General features: G+C 45.1%; 14 protein-coding genes. 10 read left to right on the forward strand and 4 right to left on the reverse strand.

The annotated features are described in order from the left end of the window. Positions 1-208 precede the first annotated feature (208 nt). From DESPODRAFT_RS12780 to DESPODRAFT_RS12795, 5 genes are all read left to right on the forward strand, one after another. The gene (locus tag DESPODRAFT_RS12780) at positions 209-1,177 is read left to right on the forward strand and encodes a FeoA domain-containing protein (RefSeq protein WP_004073996.1); all 969 of its coding nucleotides are present in this window, start codon (positions 209-211) and stop codon (positions 1,175-1,177) included. A 113-nt stretch (positions 1,178-1,290) separates the two neighbouring features. After that, complete coding sequence (locus DESPODRAFT_RS12785) at positions 1,291-1,746, forward strand: SH3 domain-containing protein (RefSeq protein ID WP_004073997.1); 456 nt, start codon at positions 1,291-1,293, stop codon at positions 1,744-1,746. 134 nt (positions 1,747-1,880) lie between these two features. Next, positions 1,881-2,402, forward strand: coding sequence for a hypothetical protein (locus tag DESPODRAFT_RS21145; protein WP_052314674.1), 522 nt, complete (start codon positions 1,881-1,883; stop codon positions 2,400-2,402). Between the two features lie 49 nt (positions 2,403-2,451). After that, positions 2,452-3,240 (forward strand): transposase, encoded by a 789-nt coding sequence (locus tag DESPODRAFT_RS21150; protein ID WP_052314675.1) that lies wholly within the window; start codon positions 2,452-2,454, stop codon positions 3,238-3,240. Positions 3,241-3,519: 279 nt separating this feature from the next. Beyond that, positions 3,520-4,212, forward strand: a complete 693-nt coding sequence (locus DESPODRAFT_RS12795; protein ID WP_004073998.1) for a tetratricopeptide repeat protein — start codon at positions 3,520-3,522, stop codon at positions 4,210-4,212. Positions 4,213-4,538: 326 nt separating this feature from the next. Here DESPODRAFT_RS12795 and DESPODRAFT_RS12800 read toward each other — a convergent pair whose 3' ends face one another. Together DESPODRAFT_RS12800 and DESPODRAFT_RS12805 are read right to left on the reverse strand one after the other, a co-directional pair. Further along, positions 4,539-5,930 (reverse strand): sigma-54-dependent transcriptional regulator, encoded by a 1,392-nt coding sequence (locus tag DESPODRAFT_RS12800; protein WP_004073999.1) that lies wholly within the window; start codon positions 5,928-5,930, stop codon positions 4,539-4,541. A 17-nt stretch (positions 5,931-5,947) separates the two neighbouring features. Continuing rightward, complete coding sequence (locus DESPODRAFT_RS12805) at positions 5,948-7,387, reverse strand: two-component system sensor histidine kinase NtrB (protein WP_004074000.1); 1,440 nt, start codon at positions 7,385-7,387, stop codon at positions 5,948-5,950. Positions 7,388-7,619: 232 nt separating this feature from the next. Here DESPODRAFT_RS12805 and pilM point away from each other — a divergent pair, with 232 nt between their 5' ends. From pilM to DESPODRAFT_RS12830, 5 genes are read left to right on the forward strand one after another with little or no spacing between them, the layout of a single operon-like run. After that, entirely contained in the window at positions 7,620-8,678 is a 1,059-nt protein-coding gene (gene pilM / locus DESPODRAFT_RS12810; RefSeq protein WP_245531909.1) for a type IV pilus biogenesis protein PilM, read from the forward strand. Then, positions 8,675-9,277: a PilN domain-containing protein gene (locus DESPODRAFT_RS12815; protein WP_004074002.1), complete on the forward strand. Its 603-nt coding sequence runs from the start codon at positions 8,675-8,677 to the stop codon at positions 9,275-9,277. The genes pilM and DESPODRAFT_RS12815 overlap by 4 nt, the downstream gene beginning before the upstream one ends. Then, positions 9,277-9,948: a type IV pilus inner membrane component PilO gene (locus DESPODRAFT_RS12820; protein ID WP_004074003.1), complete on the forward strand. Its 672-nt coding sequence runs from the start codon at positions 9,277-9,279 to the stop codon at positions 9,946-9,948. The genes DESPODRAFT_RS12815 and DESPODRAFT_RS12820 overlap by 1 nt, the downstream gene beginning before the upstream one ends. A 12-nt stretch (positions 9,949-9,960) precedes the next feature. After that, entirely contained in the window at positions 9,961-10,656 is a 696-nt protein-coding gene (locus tag DESPODRAFT_RS12825; protein WP_004074004.1) for a pilus assembly protein PilP, read from the forward strand. Beyond that, positions 10,646-12,946 carry a type IV pilus secretin PilQ gene (locus tag DESPODRAFT_RS12830; protein WP_004074005.1) on the forward strand — a complete coding sequence of 767 codons (2,301 nt, stop codon included), beginning with the start codon at positions 10,646-10,648 and terminating at the stop codon, positions 12,944-12,946. The genes DESPODRAFT_RS12825 and DESPODRAFT_RS12830 overlap by 11 nt, the downstream gene beginning before the upstream one ends. A gap of 13 nt (positions 12,947-12,959) precedes the next feature. Here DESPODRAFT_RS12830 and DESPODRAFT_RS12835 read toward each other — a convergent pair whose 3' ends face one another. Beyond that, positions 12,960-13,715, reverse strand: a complete 756-nt coding sequence (locus DESPODRAFT_RS12835) for a tetratricopeptide repeat protein (RefSeq protein WP_004074006.1) — start codon at positions 13,713-13,715, stop codon at positions 12,960-12,962. Continuing rightward, positions 13,712-15,196 carry a hypothetical protein gene (locus DESPODRAFT_RS12840; RefSeq protein WP_245531910.1) on the reverse strand — a complete coding sequence of 495 codons (1,485 nt, stop codon included), beginning with the start codon at positions 15,194-15,196 and terminating at the stop codon, positions 13,712-13,714. Before DESPODRAFT_RS12840 ends, DESPODRAFT_RS12835 begins: the two co-directional genes overlap by 4 nt. Between the last annotated feature and the right edge of the window lie 25 nt (positions 15,197-15,221).

The following is a 15,221-nucleotide window of genomic DNA, read 5'->3' on the forward strand; positions in this document are numbered from 1 at the left end:
CTTTTACTCTAAAAAAAGTTGATGGCCTGTGTCAAACGATATTCCGTGATGGGTTTGGGTAAATGGTTATATTGACAAGGTATTGCTCCTATATTATTTATAAGCTTTTTAATGAACGGTTTAAGAGTCCTTTTATTTTTAGCTTCAAGGCTTAATTGAGGTATGGTTCCGGGTTAGACCTTGGCTGTTTAAAGAGGAGTTTACAAATATGCCGGACCGGCATCAGCAGGAAAAAGATCAGTTTCGTCGCCTTTTTGGCTGGCGGGGGCTTGATCGTTTTGAGGAACGGTTTCAGATACTGGAATCTTTTTTAAAATTGGAAAGCCATGTAAGCCTGGCCCAGATTGCCGATCAGGTCAGGCTGGATGGTCTGCGTGTGGATAATGAATTTCTGCTGCAGTGCATGGAGCAGTTGTGCCGGTTGGGCTTTGCCAGTCAGGTGGTGTTTGACCGGGATGACACCATTCTATATGAACACCGTCAGCTTGGGGTGCATCATGATCATATGGTCTGTACCAAATGCGGTGCAATCATTGAGTTCAAGGACGATGATTTAGAAGCGTTTCAGGAGAAACTGGCTGCCGAATATGGTTTTTTTATGCTTCAGCATAAAATGGAGATTTATGGCCTTTGCGGGGAGTGTATGGCGCAGCGGGATGATCTGATTCCTTTGTCCAGGGCCAGAATCGGAGAAAAGGTTGAGATCGTTAATGTGGCTGCCGGCAGAAAAATGCAGATGCGTTTTGCTTCCATGGGGCTTCGGACGGGTATTTTTGTTGAAATTATTTCCAGTGCCATCGGGGGGCAACTTGTCATTGCATCAGAATGCAACCGGCTGATTTTGTGTGCGGGAATGGCTAGTAAAATTTGGGTTCGACCCGAAAAAGGATCCCGGGGTGTATCCAATGACGGTGCAGGGGAAAGCTGCCTGCCGTTTTTCAATGAATCTGTGCCGATTAGTCGGATGGCACCGGGACAACAGGGCAGTATTGCACGGGTGGACGGCGGACACTTTCCACGGCGGCGACTGGGAAAGATGGGGTTTCAGCCGGGCGTTCTTGTCCAGGTAATCAGTAGCCCGGAATCCGATTTCATTGAGGTCATGGTTCGGGGGCATCGGGTTTTTCTGTCCGAAAAGGATGCATCGAAAATTTTTGTGGAGAACATCACGCCGTAATTTTTTTACATCTCAACCGGGTAGAAGCCTTGTCACAATACCTTGCATGCCAAGGTGCTTTTCTGATATACCGGGTACGACATGATTTAAACTGTAGTTGATCGGAGATTTTTATGTATCGTATAAAAGAGAAAGATGTTTTTAGAATTTCAGTTTGTTGCTTTTTTATTTTTCTGTTTTCCGGCATTGCGTTGGCCTCAGAACGGCTATCGGTAATATCTTCTGTTGCCAATTTAAGAGACGGTGCGGGAATCAAATATAATGTGTTGTGGCAGGTGGAGAAATACCATCCCTTTCTTGTGATCAATAAAAAAAAGGACTGGTACGAGGTAAAGGATTTTGAAGGAGATACGGCCTGGGTTCATGAAACCTTGTTGGGAAAAACGGATACGGTCATTTCGATAAAATCAAAATGTAATGTTCGTTCAAAACCGGATCAATCAAGTGACATTGTACTTAGAGTGGAACGGGGTGTCCCTTTTAAAGTGCTGGGTCGTAAAGGGGACTGGATTAATATTGAGCATGCTGACGGCGAAGTTGGTTGGATTTTTAAAAATTTGGTGTGGTAACCCGGATACATAAGTTAGGTAAACACCTGAGTTAGCGGCATAAAGATTGCTTTTTTAATTATAACATATTGAAATTTTAATATAAAATTAATACAATGGCATTAAAAAAACATTCACTTCGGAGGTGAAGACCGATGCCGACCACTATCAATGTAAAACATGGAAATGAAAACCTTGTCAGTCAAAGCGGATTGCTCCCTGTAGGTGCATTGCTTAAGTCGATTAATTTTGCCCAGCGGTTCAAAAATTTACCGGATGTACATTGTGTTGATCCTAATATTTCTCATGGAGAGATCCTTTCGTCCATGTTGGGACTTATTTGTGTTGGTAAGCCAGACTATATCGCTATTGAAATTTTCAGGCAGGATCCATTTTTCTTTACACAATCTCTGGGAATCAGCAATTGTCCTTCTCAATCAACATTGCGTGAACGCATTGACCTGATCGGGGAATCTGCCAATGAACTTATCAAGGAGGCTTCAGTTGAAATGATTCGAGGCAAAGCACCCGCCATTTCACCGGTTCAGACGAGTGTCGGCAATTATATTCCCTTAGATCTGGACGTTAGCCCTTTTGACAATTCAAAAACGAAAAAGAGGGAGTTTCCAGGACATACAAAGGCTGTGATGGCTATGCACCAATGTTCGGATATTTAGGAACTGAAGGATACTTAATCAATGTAGAGCTTAGAGAAGGCAGCCAGCATTGTCAAAAAACACCCCGGAATTCATTCAAGAAATATTAAAATTAACCAGGCAGATTACCCAGGAACCTCTTCTTATCCGTCTTGATTCAGGAAATGACAGTCAGGATAATTTTGAAGTAATAAAAACATGCGAAGGTGTTGATGTCTTGGTTAAGCGCAATTTACGTAAAGAATCTTTGGATGGTTGGCTTATCCTGGCCCAGAATACTGAAAGCGTTAGATTGATTCGCTGTGGACACAAAAGTGTGTGGGTCGGGCAAACAACTGTTGACCCAAAAGGGCGGGCATTGCCACGTCCGATTGTCTTCAAAGTGACTGAACGATATGAAGAAAAAGGGGAGCCCCTGCTTTTTCCCACAATTGAAGTCGAGACCTATTGGGTTACCATCGCCGGGCTGAGCCCCCAAGAGGTCATCAATTTATACCATGATCATGGAACCAGTGAACAATTTCATTCAGAAATCAAAAGTGATCTTGGGTTAGAACGCTTCCCCAGTTGCCGTTTTAGCAGCAACAGCCTGATTCTCCATCTTGCTCTTTTGGCGTATAACATTCTTAGAATCATAGGCCAAATTAGCCTTGAGGAGCAGGATGAGAACAATCTTCCGATCAACCGTAGAAAAAAAGTCTCACGAAGGAGGTTAAGAACAGTTATGCAGGATTTAATGTATATGGCTGGCCGTTTAATATATAGTGGTCGGCGGTGGAGCATTTCATTTGGTAAGATCAACCCGTTTGCCCAATTGGCTGAGAACGTATTGTACCGGTTACGTTGTTCTCCAGGATAAGCACATTATTGGGTAAAAAATCGGGATGGAGAAGTTATGCGCAGAGCGCTAATGGTGAACTGTGCCTATCTGGCGTGATTTGACCATGGGTAATCAAGTATAGTTCAGTAAAAAAATGGATTAGCTAAGATTGCTGGCCAATAAGTCATCAAATATGATCTTGGGTCAGGGTTTGCAGAGGCCAAGCCTCAGCAGATTTTTATGTATCAGAGCGCAAGGGTTGGCTAAGCAAATTTTATGCCGGGAATCCAGGTAAACATATTAGAAGGTAATATTTTGATGGCGAATCAAGGCGTATCAAACGAGCGGAAAAGAGAACTGGCGAAGATGGATCCGTTCCAGGAGGGTCTGGCCAAATCCATTAAATGGGCTACTGCCCGCAAAAAACAATTGATGATTTCAGCGGGTGCTCTGGCTGGAGTAGTGATTGTGTTTTCTGCGATTATGTTCAGTTTTAAACAGTCTGAAATCAAGGCCTCTGAATTGGCTGCCAAAGCCTATGGAAAATATGAAGAACAATATTCCCAGGACGGAGATGCCCGGAAAGGATATGATGCCGTCAAAGATGATTTTCAAACACTTTTTGATGAATATCCAAACACCAGTGCAGGGCGCATGGCACTGATTAATTTCGGGAAGCTTTGTTTTGAGGCCAAGGCGTATGATCAAGCATTTGATTTGTATTCCAAAGCCCTGTCAACTGTAGGAGATAAGGCCGGCGTGAAGAACTTTTTGCTTTGTGCTTTGGGTACTGTCTGTGAATTGAAAAATGATTTGGAACAGGCAAAATCTTATTATTTGCGTGTTGAAAACGGCACATCAAATCTTTTAAAGGATGATGCGCGGTTTGCCCTGGCCCTAATTTATGAAAAACTTAATGATACGGATGCGGGGCGTCAGATGTATGAAAAAGTTGCCGAAAGTTCTGGGGATTCGATTTATAAGGACATAGCCCAGGCCCGGATTAAATAGCGCAAGAACTAAAAAAGGCTGCCTGGGCGGGGCAGCCTTTTTTAGAAAAGGAAAAAAAGATGAAAAAACTAACCGTGGTTAGTACTAATTATTAAAAGCAAATTCCTTGCCATTCATTTTAAAAAGCTTATAAAATTTTTAACTTATTGAAAATATAATATATAGTTTTCTTTGTTGTAAAAAATACACATACCTAATTATGCGGCTATGACATGATGGAGTTCAAAATTTTGAACCCTTAAAGTGGTATTTTCACGAAAAGAGCGAATTATGCCCAAGAAATGATCTTTTCCAGGGTTCAAAATTTTGAACTCCGGAAAAGATCATTATTTATTGTCCAGTTTTAACTCCTTGTCCAGATTGAATTTTTTTAGTTTCTGGTTCAATCCGCTCTTTCCGATGCCAAGGATTTTTGCTGCTTTGGTCTGAACATTTCCGGAGATCTTCATTGCCCGCAGGATCATTCTTTTTTCTACTGCGGCGAGGGTTTCTGAAAGGCCTACGCCATCAGGAATACCGTCCAGTTGAAGTGTGCCGGCTTTGGGATTGCGGATTTGGGACGGAAGGTCCGAAACTGTGATTATGCTCCCCTTGCCCAGGATTATCGCCCTTTCAATGACATTCTCCAATTCCCTGACATTACCTTTCCACTCATAGTCACACAGCCGCTGGATTGCCTCTTTGTCAATGCCTGTGACAATCCCGGCCCTCTCCGGGCCCCGGGTGTATTTTTCAATGAAATGGTTAATAAGCAAAGGAATGTCCTCCAACCTCTCCCGCAAGGGAGGGATGTTGGCTTTGACCACATTGAGACGATAGTAGAGATCTTCCCTGAAATTTCCGTTTTTAACTTCATCTTCCAGGATTTTGTTGGTGGCGGCAATGAGTCTGAAGTCCACGGCCAGACTTACGGTCCCGCCAACGCGCTCCACAGTTCGTTCCTGGAGTACCCGTAACAGTTTTACCTGTAGCGGCATGGGTAGTTCCCCGATTTCATCCAGGAACAGCGTACCTTTATCCGCCATTTCAAACCGGCCTTTTTTCAACCCCACCGCACCGGTGAAGGCCCCTTTTTCATGTCCGAAAAGTTCGCTTTCCAAAAGAGACTCGGCAAACGCCGAACAGTTCACCGCAATCAGGGGGTGATCCTTGCGCATGCTGTTGTAATGAATCGATTTGGCCACAAGCTCTTTGCCTGTGCCGCTTTCCCCTTCCACAAGCACGGATGCACTGGTTGGGGCTACCTTTTTAATGATGTCGTACAGCGCCTGCATGGTTTTGCTTTTGCCGATGATGTTGTCAAACTGGTACCGGGACTGGATAGCATCTTTAAGAAGCGTGTTCTCCTGGACAATTTTGGACATGGACAGGGCTTTGGCAATGTGGGCAATGAGGGCTTGGTTTTCAAACGGTTTTAAAATAAAGGTGTAGGCGCCCTTGTGCATGGCTTCCACCGCCTTTTCCACACTGCCGAATGCTGTCATGATGATTACCGGAAGATCCGGTTTGATCTGTTTGGCTCTTTCCAAAAGGTCAATGCCGGACATGCCCGGCATTTTGACATCGGATAAGACCAGGTCAATGGGGTGGCTATTAAGAATATCCAGTGCCTCCATCCCGCTGGATGCGGTGAACGGGGTATACCCTTCTTCGGACAGAATCTCCCCTATAATCATTGGGTAGTGTTTTTCGTCATCCACAATCAATATATTTTCCATTATAACTCCCGGATAGTTTACTGCGCTGCGGGCAGGCGTATCTCCACCCTGGTCCCGCTGGGTTGGGCATTGGTTATGCTGATTTCCCCGTGGTGCGCCTGAATGATGTTTTTAATGATACCAAGGCCTAAACCTGTTCCCATTTCCTTGGTGGTGAAAAAGGGCGTCCAGATTTTTTTTAGCACATCTTCGTCAATGCCCGGGCCGGTGTCTGTAAAGCTGGCATGGACAAACCCGGGCTCATGCCATGTGGCAATGGTGATGCTTCCGTCCGTCTGGTCCATGGCCTGAAATGCATTTAGGAAAATATTTAAAAAAGCCTGATAGAGCATGGCAGAGTCCCCAAGAATGTCCGACACCGGCAGGCTCCCCTGGTACTCCCGGATGATTTTGATATCTTTATGCTCATCTAAAGACGATAAAAAAGTGATATTTTTTTCTATGATGTCTTCCAGACAGCAGGGCCTTAAGTCTGCGATTTTAGGTTTTGCAAAATCAAGGAAATCTGTGATGATGCGGTCTAGACGGGTGGATTCTTCAACAATGATTCCCGGAATATTGCTGGATGGATCCAGTTTTGCCATTTTTTTTTCCATCAGCTGTGCAGAGCTTTTTATAATACCTAAAGGATTGCGAATTTCGTGTGATACGCCGGCGGTCATTTCACCGATTGCGGACAGGTGCTCAGTCTGACGCAGTTTTTCTTCCAGCTTGAGCCTTTCTTCAGCCCTGCGCTCAATAATACTCTCTCCATGTTTCACCACAAACCGGAGAATAAGAAAAAGAATGCCCATGATCGTAGCGCAACTGACGACAATCAGTCCCTGGAGTTTAAATACCTGCTGATAGTCATCAGATACATCCCTGATAATTTCAATAACGCCGATGACCATCCTGTCTTTTTCCCGGGTGAGTTGGACTTCCTGCATCAAAGGGGCAAAGGTAACAATTTTTGTCTCTTGGGGAAACCAGAATGTCAGTTCAATCCGGTTGCCCTGCTGAACGAGCTTGGAGGTTACCTTCTTTTTCATGGCTTTTTCATAATGAACCCCCCCGGCATTTTTTTTGCCGATCTGAGCTTTGTCCAGGCTGTAAGCAATAACATTGTCCGTTGCGTATATATTGACCATTTCCACATGGAAACTGTGCAGGGTGTTTTTAACAACCGTGTCAAGAAGTTGATACTGGCTGGGTTCCCGCAGTTTTATCTCCCCATGTTTGAAAACCACAGGCCAGACAAATCTTAAAAATATTTGATGGTTGAGGTTTTCCACCAGGAGTTGGTTATACTCCTTGCTTTTTTCAAGCAGTATTTTTCTTACCCAGTGGGCATTCAAAGCGGCAATCACGATGGTTGCCGTAAGCATGACAACAAGGCTTGAGACAGTGAAGGCTTTGACGAGCACAAAAGGCCGGGTGCCTGAATTGTCGGTCTCTTTCTGTGGTTTTATTTTCACATTAATTCGTCTTTTTGGGTACCTTTCATTATGAAAAAAAAATCATATTTTTGGGGTTTTAAATTTGGCAAGCACCTTTTTTATTTGCTATTCAATCAGTTAAATAGTTTTATTCTGCTTGACTTTACGCCCATTTCGTATCAAATATATAGTCATATAAGTTTAGGATATCAATAACTATTATTTGCATTCTTCATATCAAGCCCATTGCGACAGTCATCGTTGGGGATAGATGCGTATGATATTTGGGAAAAAAGATCATCTTGTAGGCCTAGATATTGGGGCTGCTTTCGTCAAAGTGGCCGAACTGAAGACAACCAAGAAAGGCAGAACGCTTCATAAATTCGGCATCGCAAAGATTCCCGAAGGCATGATTCAGGAAGGCCGGATTGCCGATACGGAGGGGTTGGCTGAAATTATTCGCTCCTTGTTTAAATCGCAGAATATCAAGGAAAAAAATGTGGCGATTTCCACCGGTGGTCATTCGGTGGTTATCAAGACCATCAGCACATCAAAGGTCCATGACGAGGAACTGCATAGAAATATTCGGACAGAGGCCGAGCAATACATTCCTTATGATATAGATGATGTTAATATCGATTACCAGATTCTGGGTGACAGCGAATACTCTTCTGAACAGATGAATGTGCTTCTTGTCGCGGTAAGACAGGACCTGGTGGATGAATATGTTGAGCTGATTCATATGGCAGGCCTTAATCCAGTGATTATTGACGTGGATACGTTTGCCCTTCAAAATGTTTATGAAACGCTTCCTGATGTAGATCATGAGCGCATAACCCTGCTGCTTGATGTGGGGGCTTCCAAAACAAGTGTGAATATCCTTCAGAATAACAATTCCATGATGATGCGGGACATGACCAACGGATGCTACCAGCTTGTTTCCGTTGTCAGTGAGCGACTGGAGATTGACCGGGAAAAAGCCTTGCAGATCATCATGGGCGAGGTTGATTATCCGGAATCTGGACAGTCGTTGGACGACCTGTATGAAATAGTTGTCGACAACTGGTGTTCAGATATCTGCGAGGTGGTTCATACCTTTGAGTCCGGTCCCGGCAATGACGGGATTGAAAATATTGTTATCAGCGGCGGGGGCGGTTTCATAGATCTGCTGGCTGAGAAATTGACTGCGGCGCTCAAGGTAACTGTCTCAAAGATTAATCCCTTTGCCGGACTGGTCAGTGATTCAAAAGAACTCGGCGAACTGGAAGCGTACCAGCTTCTGTCCCCCATCGCACTGGGGCTTGCCATGAGACGGGTGAATGACAAATGATACGAATCAATCTGTTGCCGTTCAGGCTTGCCAGGAAAAAGGAAAACATCCGCCGTCAGGTATCCGTATTTTTCCTTTCCCTTATTTTTATTTTTCTGGCATTGGGTTGGGTGATCTCTACGCTGAACAATAAAATCAGCCTGATTCAGAATGAGGCTGCCCAGGTAAGGGCTGAAAGCCTCATGTATAAGAAAAAAGCGGATAAGGTCACCCAGATTAAGAAAAATCTGGCGATTCTGGAGGAGAAGCTGGCCATCGTTGAAAATTTGAAAAAAAGAAAAAATGAGCAGCAGATATTATTGGAAGAGTTGGCGCAACGGCTTGTAAAGACAAAAATGTGGTTGTTCAGTGTGGCTGCAGATGCCCAGACCGTTTCTTTAAAAGGGATTGCCTTTGATAACCCGACCATTGCCGCATTCATGAGAAATCTTGAAAGTTCTCAATTGTTTGGAACTGTAGATTTAAAGTTGTCAAAAACAAAGGAGTTTAATAATAATCTCCGGTTAAAAGAATTTGAGATATCCTGCACAAAGAGACTGTCCGAACCGGCACCCGATGAGACGGATAAGGGTGTAAAGTCTACAAAAAGGGAAAAATAATGGCAGGGAAAACGAAACATAGCACTGAAAAAAAAAGTGGGAAGATAGACGTCCTGTTTGAAAAAATAGGTGAGTTGACAAAAATCAAACGTATTTTTATTTGTCTGGGCACAGTGGGTTTAATTTGTGGCGGGTTTTATTTTCTGCTGCTTGGCCCAAAGCTTGATACACTTACGGCAGCAATGCAAGATCTGGAAAGTCAGAGAACTCTTTTGTCAACGTACAAGGCTAAAGCCGCAGCCCTTGAAAAGGTGGAAGCTCAGATGGCCCAAGCCCAGGAACAGTTCAACATTGCCATGACCGCTCTGCCGGATAAAAGAGAACTGCCTTCTTTGCTGGATGAAATATCCAAGGCAGGAAGGGATGCCGGGCTTGAAGTCCAGTTATTTGCGCCCCAGAACATGGTGGAGAATGCGTCCTATATAGAAATCCCCTTGTCCATGACGGTGGCGGGGCGTTACCACCAGATGGCCGAATTTTTTTATCGGGTTGCAGGGTTCAACCGTATTGTCAATATGTCGACCATCAATATGAATCGGATGTCCGGAAAAGAGGTGGCGGACAGAAATACAATTCAGATGCAATGCGTTGCCCTGACCTACATGTTTGTTGAACCCAAGGAAGATGAGGGTACGGGTGACAAAGGCAAGAAGAAACACACAAAGAGATAGAAGGCGCCGGATATGGAAAAATTAGTTAAAATATTTTGCGTGGCCGGTTTGGGTGTCTCATTACTGTTTGTATCAGCCTGCAATGAGGAGCAGGCCCCTGCGCCAAAACAGACAAGACAGCCCCAGGAGGTTTCCAAACCCATTTTCAAATCAAATCGGCCGGTAGCGCTAACGCCTGGCTCCGGGGATACTGAGAAAAAACAGGCCCTGATCTCTGAGTTGAAACCAGTGCAGGATCCAGTCAAAGAGAATCAGGTCGGTGGCGATATTGATGGTGCAGGCAGCTTACAAAAAGCCGGTATTTCTATACCCATGGAAAAATATGACAGCAAGGGTGGGGTGGATCCTTTTATTCCTTTGATTGCTGAGAAAAATGAAGTTGTCGGATCAGCTTCATCCGGGGATTCAAAGCTCGAAAGCGAAAGAATATTGACCCCCCTGGAAAAATTGGAATTAAGCCAGGTTAAGCTGGTGGCAGTTGTTGAAATGCAGGACAGGGCCATTGCTATGGTGGAGGAAGCCGGCGGTAAAGGGTATGAGGTCTCTATTGGTACTTATATCGGTCCCAATGGCGGGAGGGTTACATCCATTACCAGCACAGGCATTAAGATTGAAGAAACAGTAAAAGATTATCAAGGAAAAAGCCTTAAGCGTTATGAGGAGATTAAATTTCATAAAAGCGAGGATGGGGAAGAAGATGATTATTAATTATCGGTCTGCACTCAGACGTTATATGACAGGTCTTATCATGTCAGTTCTGATGCTTTCCTTTACGGCAGGGTGCGTAACCCAGCAAACCGGCGTAGCGGCAAGTACAGCTAAGGTTGAGGAGAGTCCGATTTCCCATGACGATTCTGGGTCTTTACCCAAAACCGTTAACAAAATATGGGTCAACCCCAAAGCGGATGCGTTTGAGGCATGGATACAGGCTTCCGGGCCTTTGAATGATTATACCTCCATTAAGCAGTCTTTCCCCTTTGCCGTGAGCGTCTATTTGTCCAATGTCCATCTTGCCCGGGGGGTGGATGCCGGATACTTTTCCGACTCCCGTGTCAGCGATATAACGGTCGGTTTTATTGATAAGGCCCAAACAACAGTCAAGGTGGATATCCTGCTTAAAGCGGACCTGCCGTACATTGTGGAGGAAAAACCGGACCGTTTGGGTATCATTATCAAGGGCAGTCAGTCCCTTTCCGAACAGTCGGCAAAGGCCGGTTCTATTTCAGATGAATCCGGACAGGGATGGAAAGATGTTGTGGAACCGTCCAAAGATGTTTCGATTCCTGGAACAACAGCCCATCTGACCCATATTGAATTTGACAGCAATAATCTTGGCGAATCTGATGTTCAGATTCTAACGGATCATCCGGTTCGATACGAAACCGTTCAGACTCGCAATGATTCCCTCGGACTGGTATTGTATAATACAACGGTTCCCCTCCACCATCAGCGGCCTCTTTTAAGCCGGTGTTTGAATTCTGCCGTGGAACAGGTTATGCCCGGGCCAAATCCTGCAAATCCTAATGATACGCTGGTGGATATCAAGATCAGGGAAAAAGTGCCGTTCCAAGTGGTTCAAACCACTAAGGGCATTCATGTGATCTTTCAAGCCCCCAACGTCTCTGCGCCTGAATTTGATCAAGTCAAAGTCAGTTCGGACGCCGGCAAAAAGACCCATCCCGGATTAAAAAAATATGATCAGGGGGAATCAACGACCCAGGCAAAGAGGCCTTCCCCGGACCAGGATCCTTTGTTGAATCCTTCCTCGGTCCGGTATACCGGTGAAAAAATTAAACTGGACTTTTATGAAACAGATATTAAAAATGTTTTCAGGATATTAAAAAGTGTGGCCGGCGTGAATTTTGCCATTGACAGGGATGTGCAGGGTAAGGTGACACTGACGCTTCAGGATCCGGTACCCTGGGACCAGATTCTTGATCTTATTCTGAAAATGAATAATCTTGGTAAAAAGATGGAGGGCAATGTCATCCGTATTGCCACGACAGAAACCCTTGCCAGGGAGGAAACTCAGCGCCAGGAAGCCATTGCGGCCCGGCAGAAATCCGAAGAACAGGAAAAGGCCCTGGAGCCCCTTGTCACCGAATATATTCCTGTCAATTATTCAGATGCAAAGAAGTATATTGAACCCCATGTATCCAAGATTCTCACCCCGAATCGGGGCAAGATTTCAGTGGATGCCCGTACCAATCAGCTGATTATTACCGATACCCAGGCTAAGATCGATCAAGCCTTTGAGCTGATCAACCGCTTGGATAAGGTGACGCCCCAGATCATGATTGAGGCCAAGGTGGTTGAGGTAAACAAGGATTTTTCAAGAAGCTTCGGAATCAACTGGAACCTGTCCAATGCGTCTGATAGAACATCGGGCTTTGTTGATGATTTCTCTGTGTCTGTTAATACATCAGGTGTTTCAGGTGATTTTTCCTTTTTCGGACTGTTCGGGTCTTCTGTCAGTGCGCTGAATGCAAAGCTTGAAGCCTCTGAAGCACAGGGAGACGTCAGGATCGTATCCTCCCCAAGAATTCTGACCCTGAACAAAAAAGAGGCCATGATCTCGCAGGGCCTGGAATATGCTTATCTTGAGCGAGATGATACCGGCGGATCTTCTGTGGCGTTTAAACAGGTTAATCTGGAGTTGAAAGTAACGCCCCAAGTTACGCCAGACAACAGAATCAACATGATCGTACACTTGACCAAAAATGACGTTGCCAGCATCAGTCCCGATGGTGTACCGACCTTGGCAACAAATGAGGCGAAAACGGAGCTTCTGGTCAATAACAACGATACGGTTGTTATCGGCGGAGTTATCAAAAGTATCCAGAGCCAGGACACAGATGGTGTTCCTTTTCTGGCCAACCTTCCGGGGTTAGGCTATCTTTTTGGTTCAAAAGCCAAGGCTGACGATCGAAATGAGCTGCTTATTTTCCTGACGCCTTCCATTATCCAACTTGAGCAGAAAAGGTATATTATGCAATAGCATTTACTGCTACCTACTGCAGTTCGAACAGACGCTGTTCTGCCTTGTGGTAAAGACTGGAATTTTTAGGGGCCAACTGCATAACCACCTGCCAGGCTTTGATGGCATGGCCAGTCCGGTCGCAGGCTTCATATGCCTGGGCAAGGTCCGCATGGAATATGACAGTGTCCGGGGATCTTTTTATATTTTTATCCAAGTATGCGATGGCCCTGTCTGTCTGGCCGCTTCGGATGTAGAGCTGGGCAAGGCCATGGATGGCCTTGATAAATCCGGGCATTTCCCTTAATGCTTTAAGGAAATATTTCTGGGCTATGGGGTAATTATTCTGTTCCAACTGGGCCCATCCGATATTGGCCAACGGGTAATGGGGGGTGGGGTAGGTCATATCTTCAAGGACTTTGTTGAATGTCTTTATGGCAATATCCCATTTTTTCTCCCGAAGGTAAGCGACACCAAGATTGTTCAGGGCCTCGGTGTAATCGGGCTTGAGCGCCAGGGCTTTGTTGAAGACCTGAATCGCCAGATCATCTCTTTCTTTTCCCATGTAGGCCAATCCCAGGCTGTTTTGAATATATGGGTCGTCCGGTGCCAATTTTTCTGCTTCAAGCAGTTTGCTTAATGCCGCCGTATAGTTCCCCTGGGCCTGGAATACATCGCCTTCCTTTTTGATGGCCTGGGCGATTTTATTTTGTTTTTGGGTCTGTACCGTTGAGGTGCAGGATGCCATGACAGCACAGATACAAATGAGGATAAACAGCTTTGTTTTCATCGGGCCGACTCCTTATTCAGCATAATCACATCAATTTTTTCGTTTTCCAGAAAGTTTGTAGCTCTTTTGAAAAGGGGTATCCTGGTGAAAAACAGCTTTTCCAGGCCTTTTTCAATGTAAACACCTGGGATATTATATACTTTCCGGTCTGTATTAAACGATGGGTCTTTCCACACCTGATACCCAAGCTGGGAAAAAAGGCGGGTACAGATATCTTCAAACGTGAGATCCGAAGGTAGGTCAAGTATGAGGTATCCTTGGCTTTTTAAGACGTCAAGTGCTTTACCGTAAACGCTTCCCGAATTGATTAAAATATCAGACGCGTGCTTATGGGTGATCCTGCCTAAAGAGACCGTCATCTGTACTTTGTTGACGGATAGGGGGAAATAGACCCGGGGCTCATAGGAATAAGATGTGGCGGCGATAAGAAGCCGAATCAACGATTCATGGGATCTGGGCACATCCTTCATGGTCTGTGTGTTGAGCAGCATCTTGGCATTGAGGACTTCACTGTATTTTCTAAATTGCAGATTTTTCCAATAGGCTTTCATAGCAGCAACAAGGTCTGGATCCATGGACGCTTCAGTGGCATCTGGCCCAAGCAGCACGGTTTTTTTCCCGGTATCGTCACTGATGACGGGTGTTATTGACAAATCGATGCATTGAGGCTTGCCGCCTTGGCTGTCGGACGGGAAAAACAGTTTTCCCTGATGCATGAGGTGACCCTGGATAAGCCGGGTATAGCGTTTTAGATCTGTCAACTGCGCCATGGACAGAGGCTTGGGTGAATGGGGGAGTGTTCGTTTCTCTTCGGAAATGTTGGTGGCAACGTTATTTGCGAGCGGTGCAACATCTTTTCCCATGGCAATGAAATCGGTAAACCAGGGCTGGGAAAGAATTGAAGGGTCAGGGATTGCGATGGTTGTCCCCTGATAGATACGGTTGATATCCGTTATGTTTGGATTCAGGTGAAGCACAATTTTTTCCCCCGTCCTGGATAGATGGCCCCTGGATGTTAAAAATTCTTCGGAAAGCAGTTCTGATATGGTCTCCCCGGCTTTGACCTCGTGTTCATGGATGTGCCGGGATAGAGTGGCAGAATTAATCTCTGTAGAGAACTCCAGCACCGGTACCGCCACCATGCCGTTGTTCTCGTGTTTGTAAGCGTTTTTATCCACCTGTTTAAGGGGAATCACAATCTGGCTGCCGGGGGAAATGGCATCAATATTGCTTATTTGCGGATTGATGGTTTTAAATATTTTTAAAAACAGCGGGAAATCCGACGCGGATATTTCTCCTTTCTGGCGAAAAATTTTATACAGCCATTCATCTTGCCCGACCAGATAAGGCTCGCACAGGTAAACCCGATCTTCGTAAGTGAACAGAGAATATTTTTTAATACTGGTTTTCACCCCCGTTGCTGCGAAAGCGGCGCAAGGGGTGAAAAAAAACAGTATGGCCGGGATAACAATACGTCTCATTATGATGTCCCGGGGAAAAGACATA

This window comes from Desulfobacter postgatei 2ac9, assembly GCF_000233695.2.
Classification (GTDB): Bacteria; Desulfobacterota; Desulfobacteria; order Desulfobacterales; family Desulfobacteraceae; genus Desulfobacter; species Desulfobacter postgatei.

Coding starts and splice junctions, on each gene's coding strand:
- DESPODRAFT_RS12780 (WP_004073996.1), top strand. CDS start 209: ATGCCGGACCGGCATCAGCAGGAAAAAGATCAGTTTCGTCGCCTTTTT.
- DESPODRAFT_RS12785 (WP_004073997.1), top strand. CDS start 1,291: ATGTATCGTATAAAAGAGAAAGATGTTTTTAGAATTTCAGTTTGTTGC.
- DESPODRAFT_RS21145 (WP_052314674.1), top strand. CDS start 1,881: ATGCCGACCACTATCAATGTAAAACATGGAAATGAAAACCTTGTCAGT.
- DESPODRAFT_RS12795 (WP_004073998.1), top strand. CDS start 3,520: ATGGCGAATCAAGGCGTATCAAACGAGCGGAAAAGAGAACTGGCGAAG.
- DESPODRAFT_RS12800 (WP_004073999.1), bottom strand. CDS start 5,930: ATGGAAAATATATTGATTGTGGATGACGAAAAACACTACCCAATGATT.
- pilM (WP_245531909.1), top strand. CDS start 7,620: ATGCGTATGATATTTGGGAAAAAAGATCATCTTGTAGGCCTAGATATT.
- DESPODRAFT_RS12815 (WP_004074002.1), top strand. CDS start 8,675: ATGATACGAATCAATCTGTTGCCGTTCAGGCTTGCCAGGAAAAAGGAA.
- DESPODRAFT_RS12820 (WP_004074003.1), top strand. CDS start 9,277: ATGGCAGGGAAAACGAAACATAGCACTGAAAAAAAAAGTGGGAAGATA.
- DESPODRAFT_RS12825 (WP_004074004.1), top strand. CDS start 9,961: ATGGAAAAATTAGTTAAAATATTTTGCGTGGCCGGTTTGGGTGTCTCA.
- DESPODRAFT_RS12830 (WP_004074005.1), top strand. CDS start 10,646: ATGATTATTAATTATCGGTCTGCACTCAGACGTTATATGACAGGTCTT.
- DESPODRAFT_RS12835 (WP_004074006.1), bottom strand. CDS start 13,715: ATGAAAACAAAGCTGTTTATCCTCATTTGTATCTGTGCTGTCATGGCA.
- DESPODRAFT_RS12840 (WP_245531910.1), bottom strand. CDS start 15,196: ATGAGACGTATTGTTATCCCGGCCATACTGTTTTTTTTCACCCCTTGC.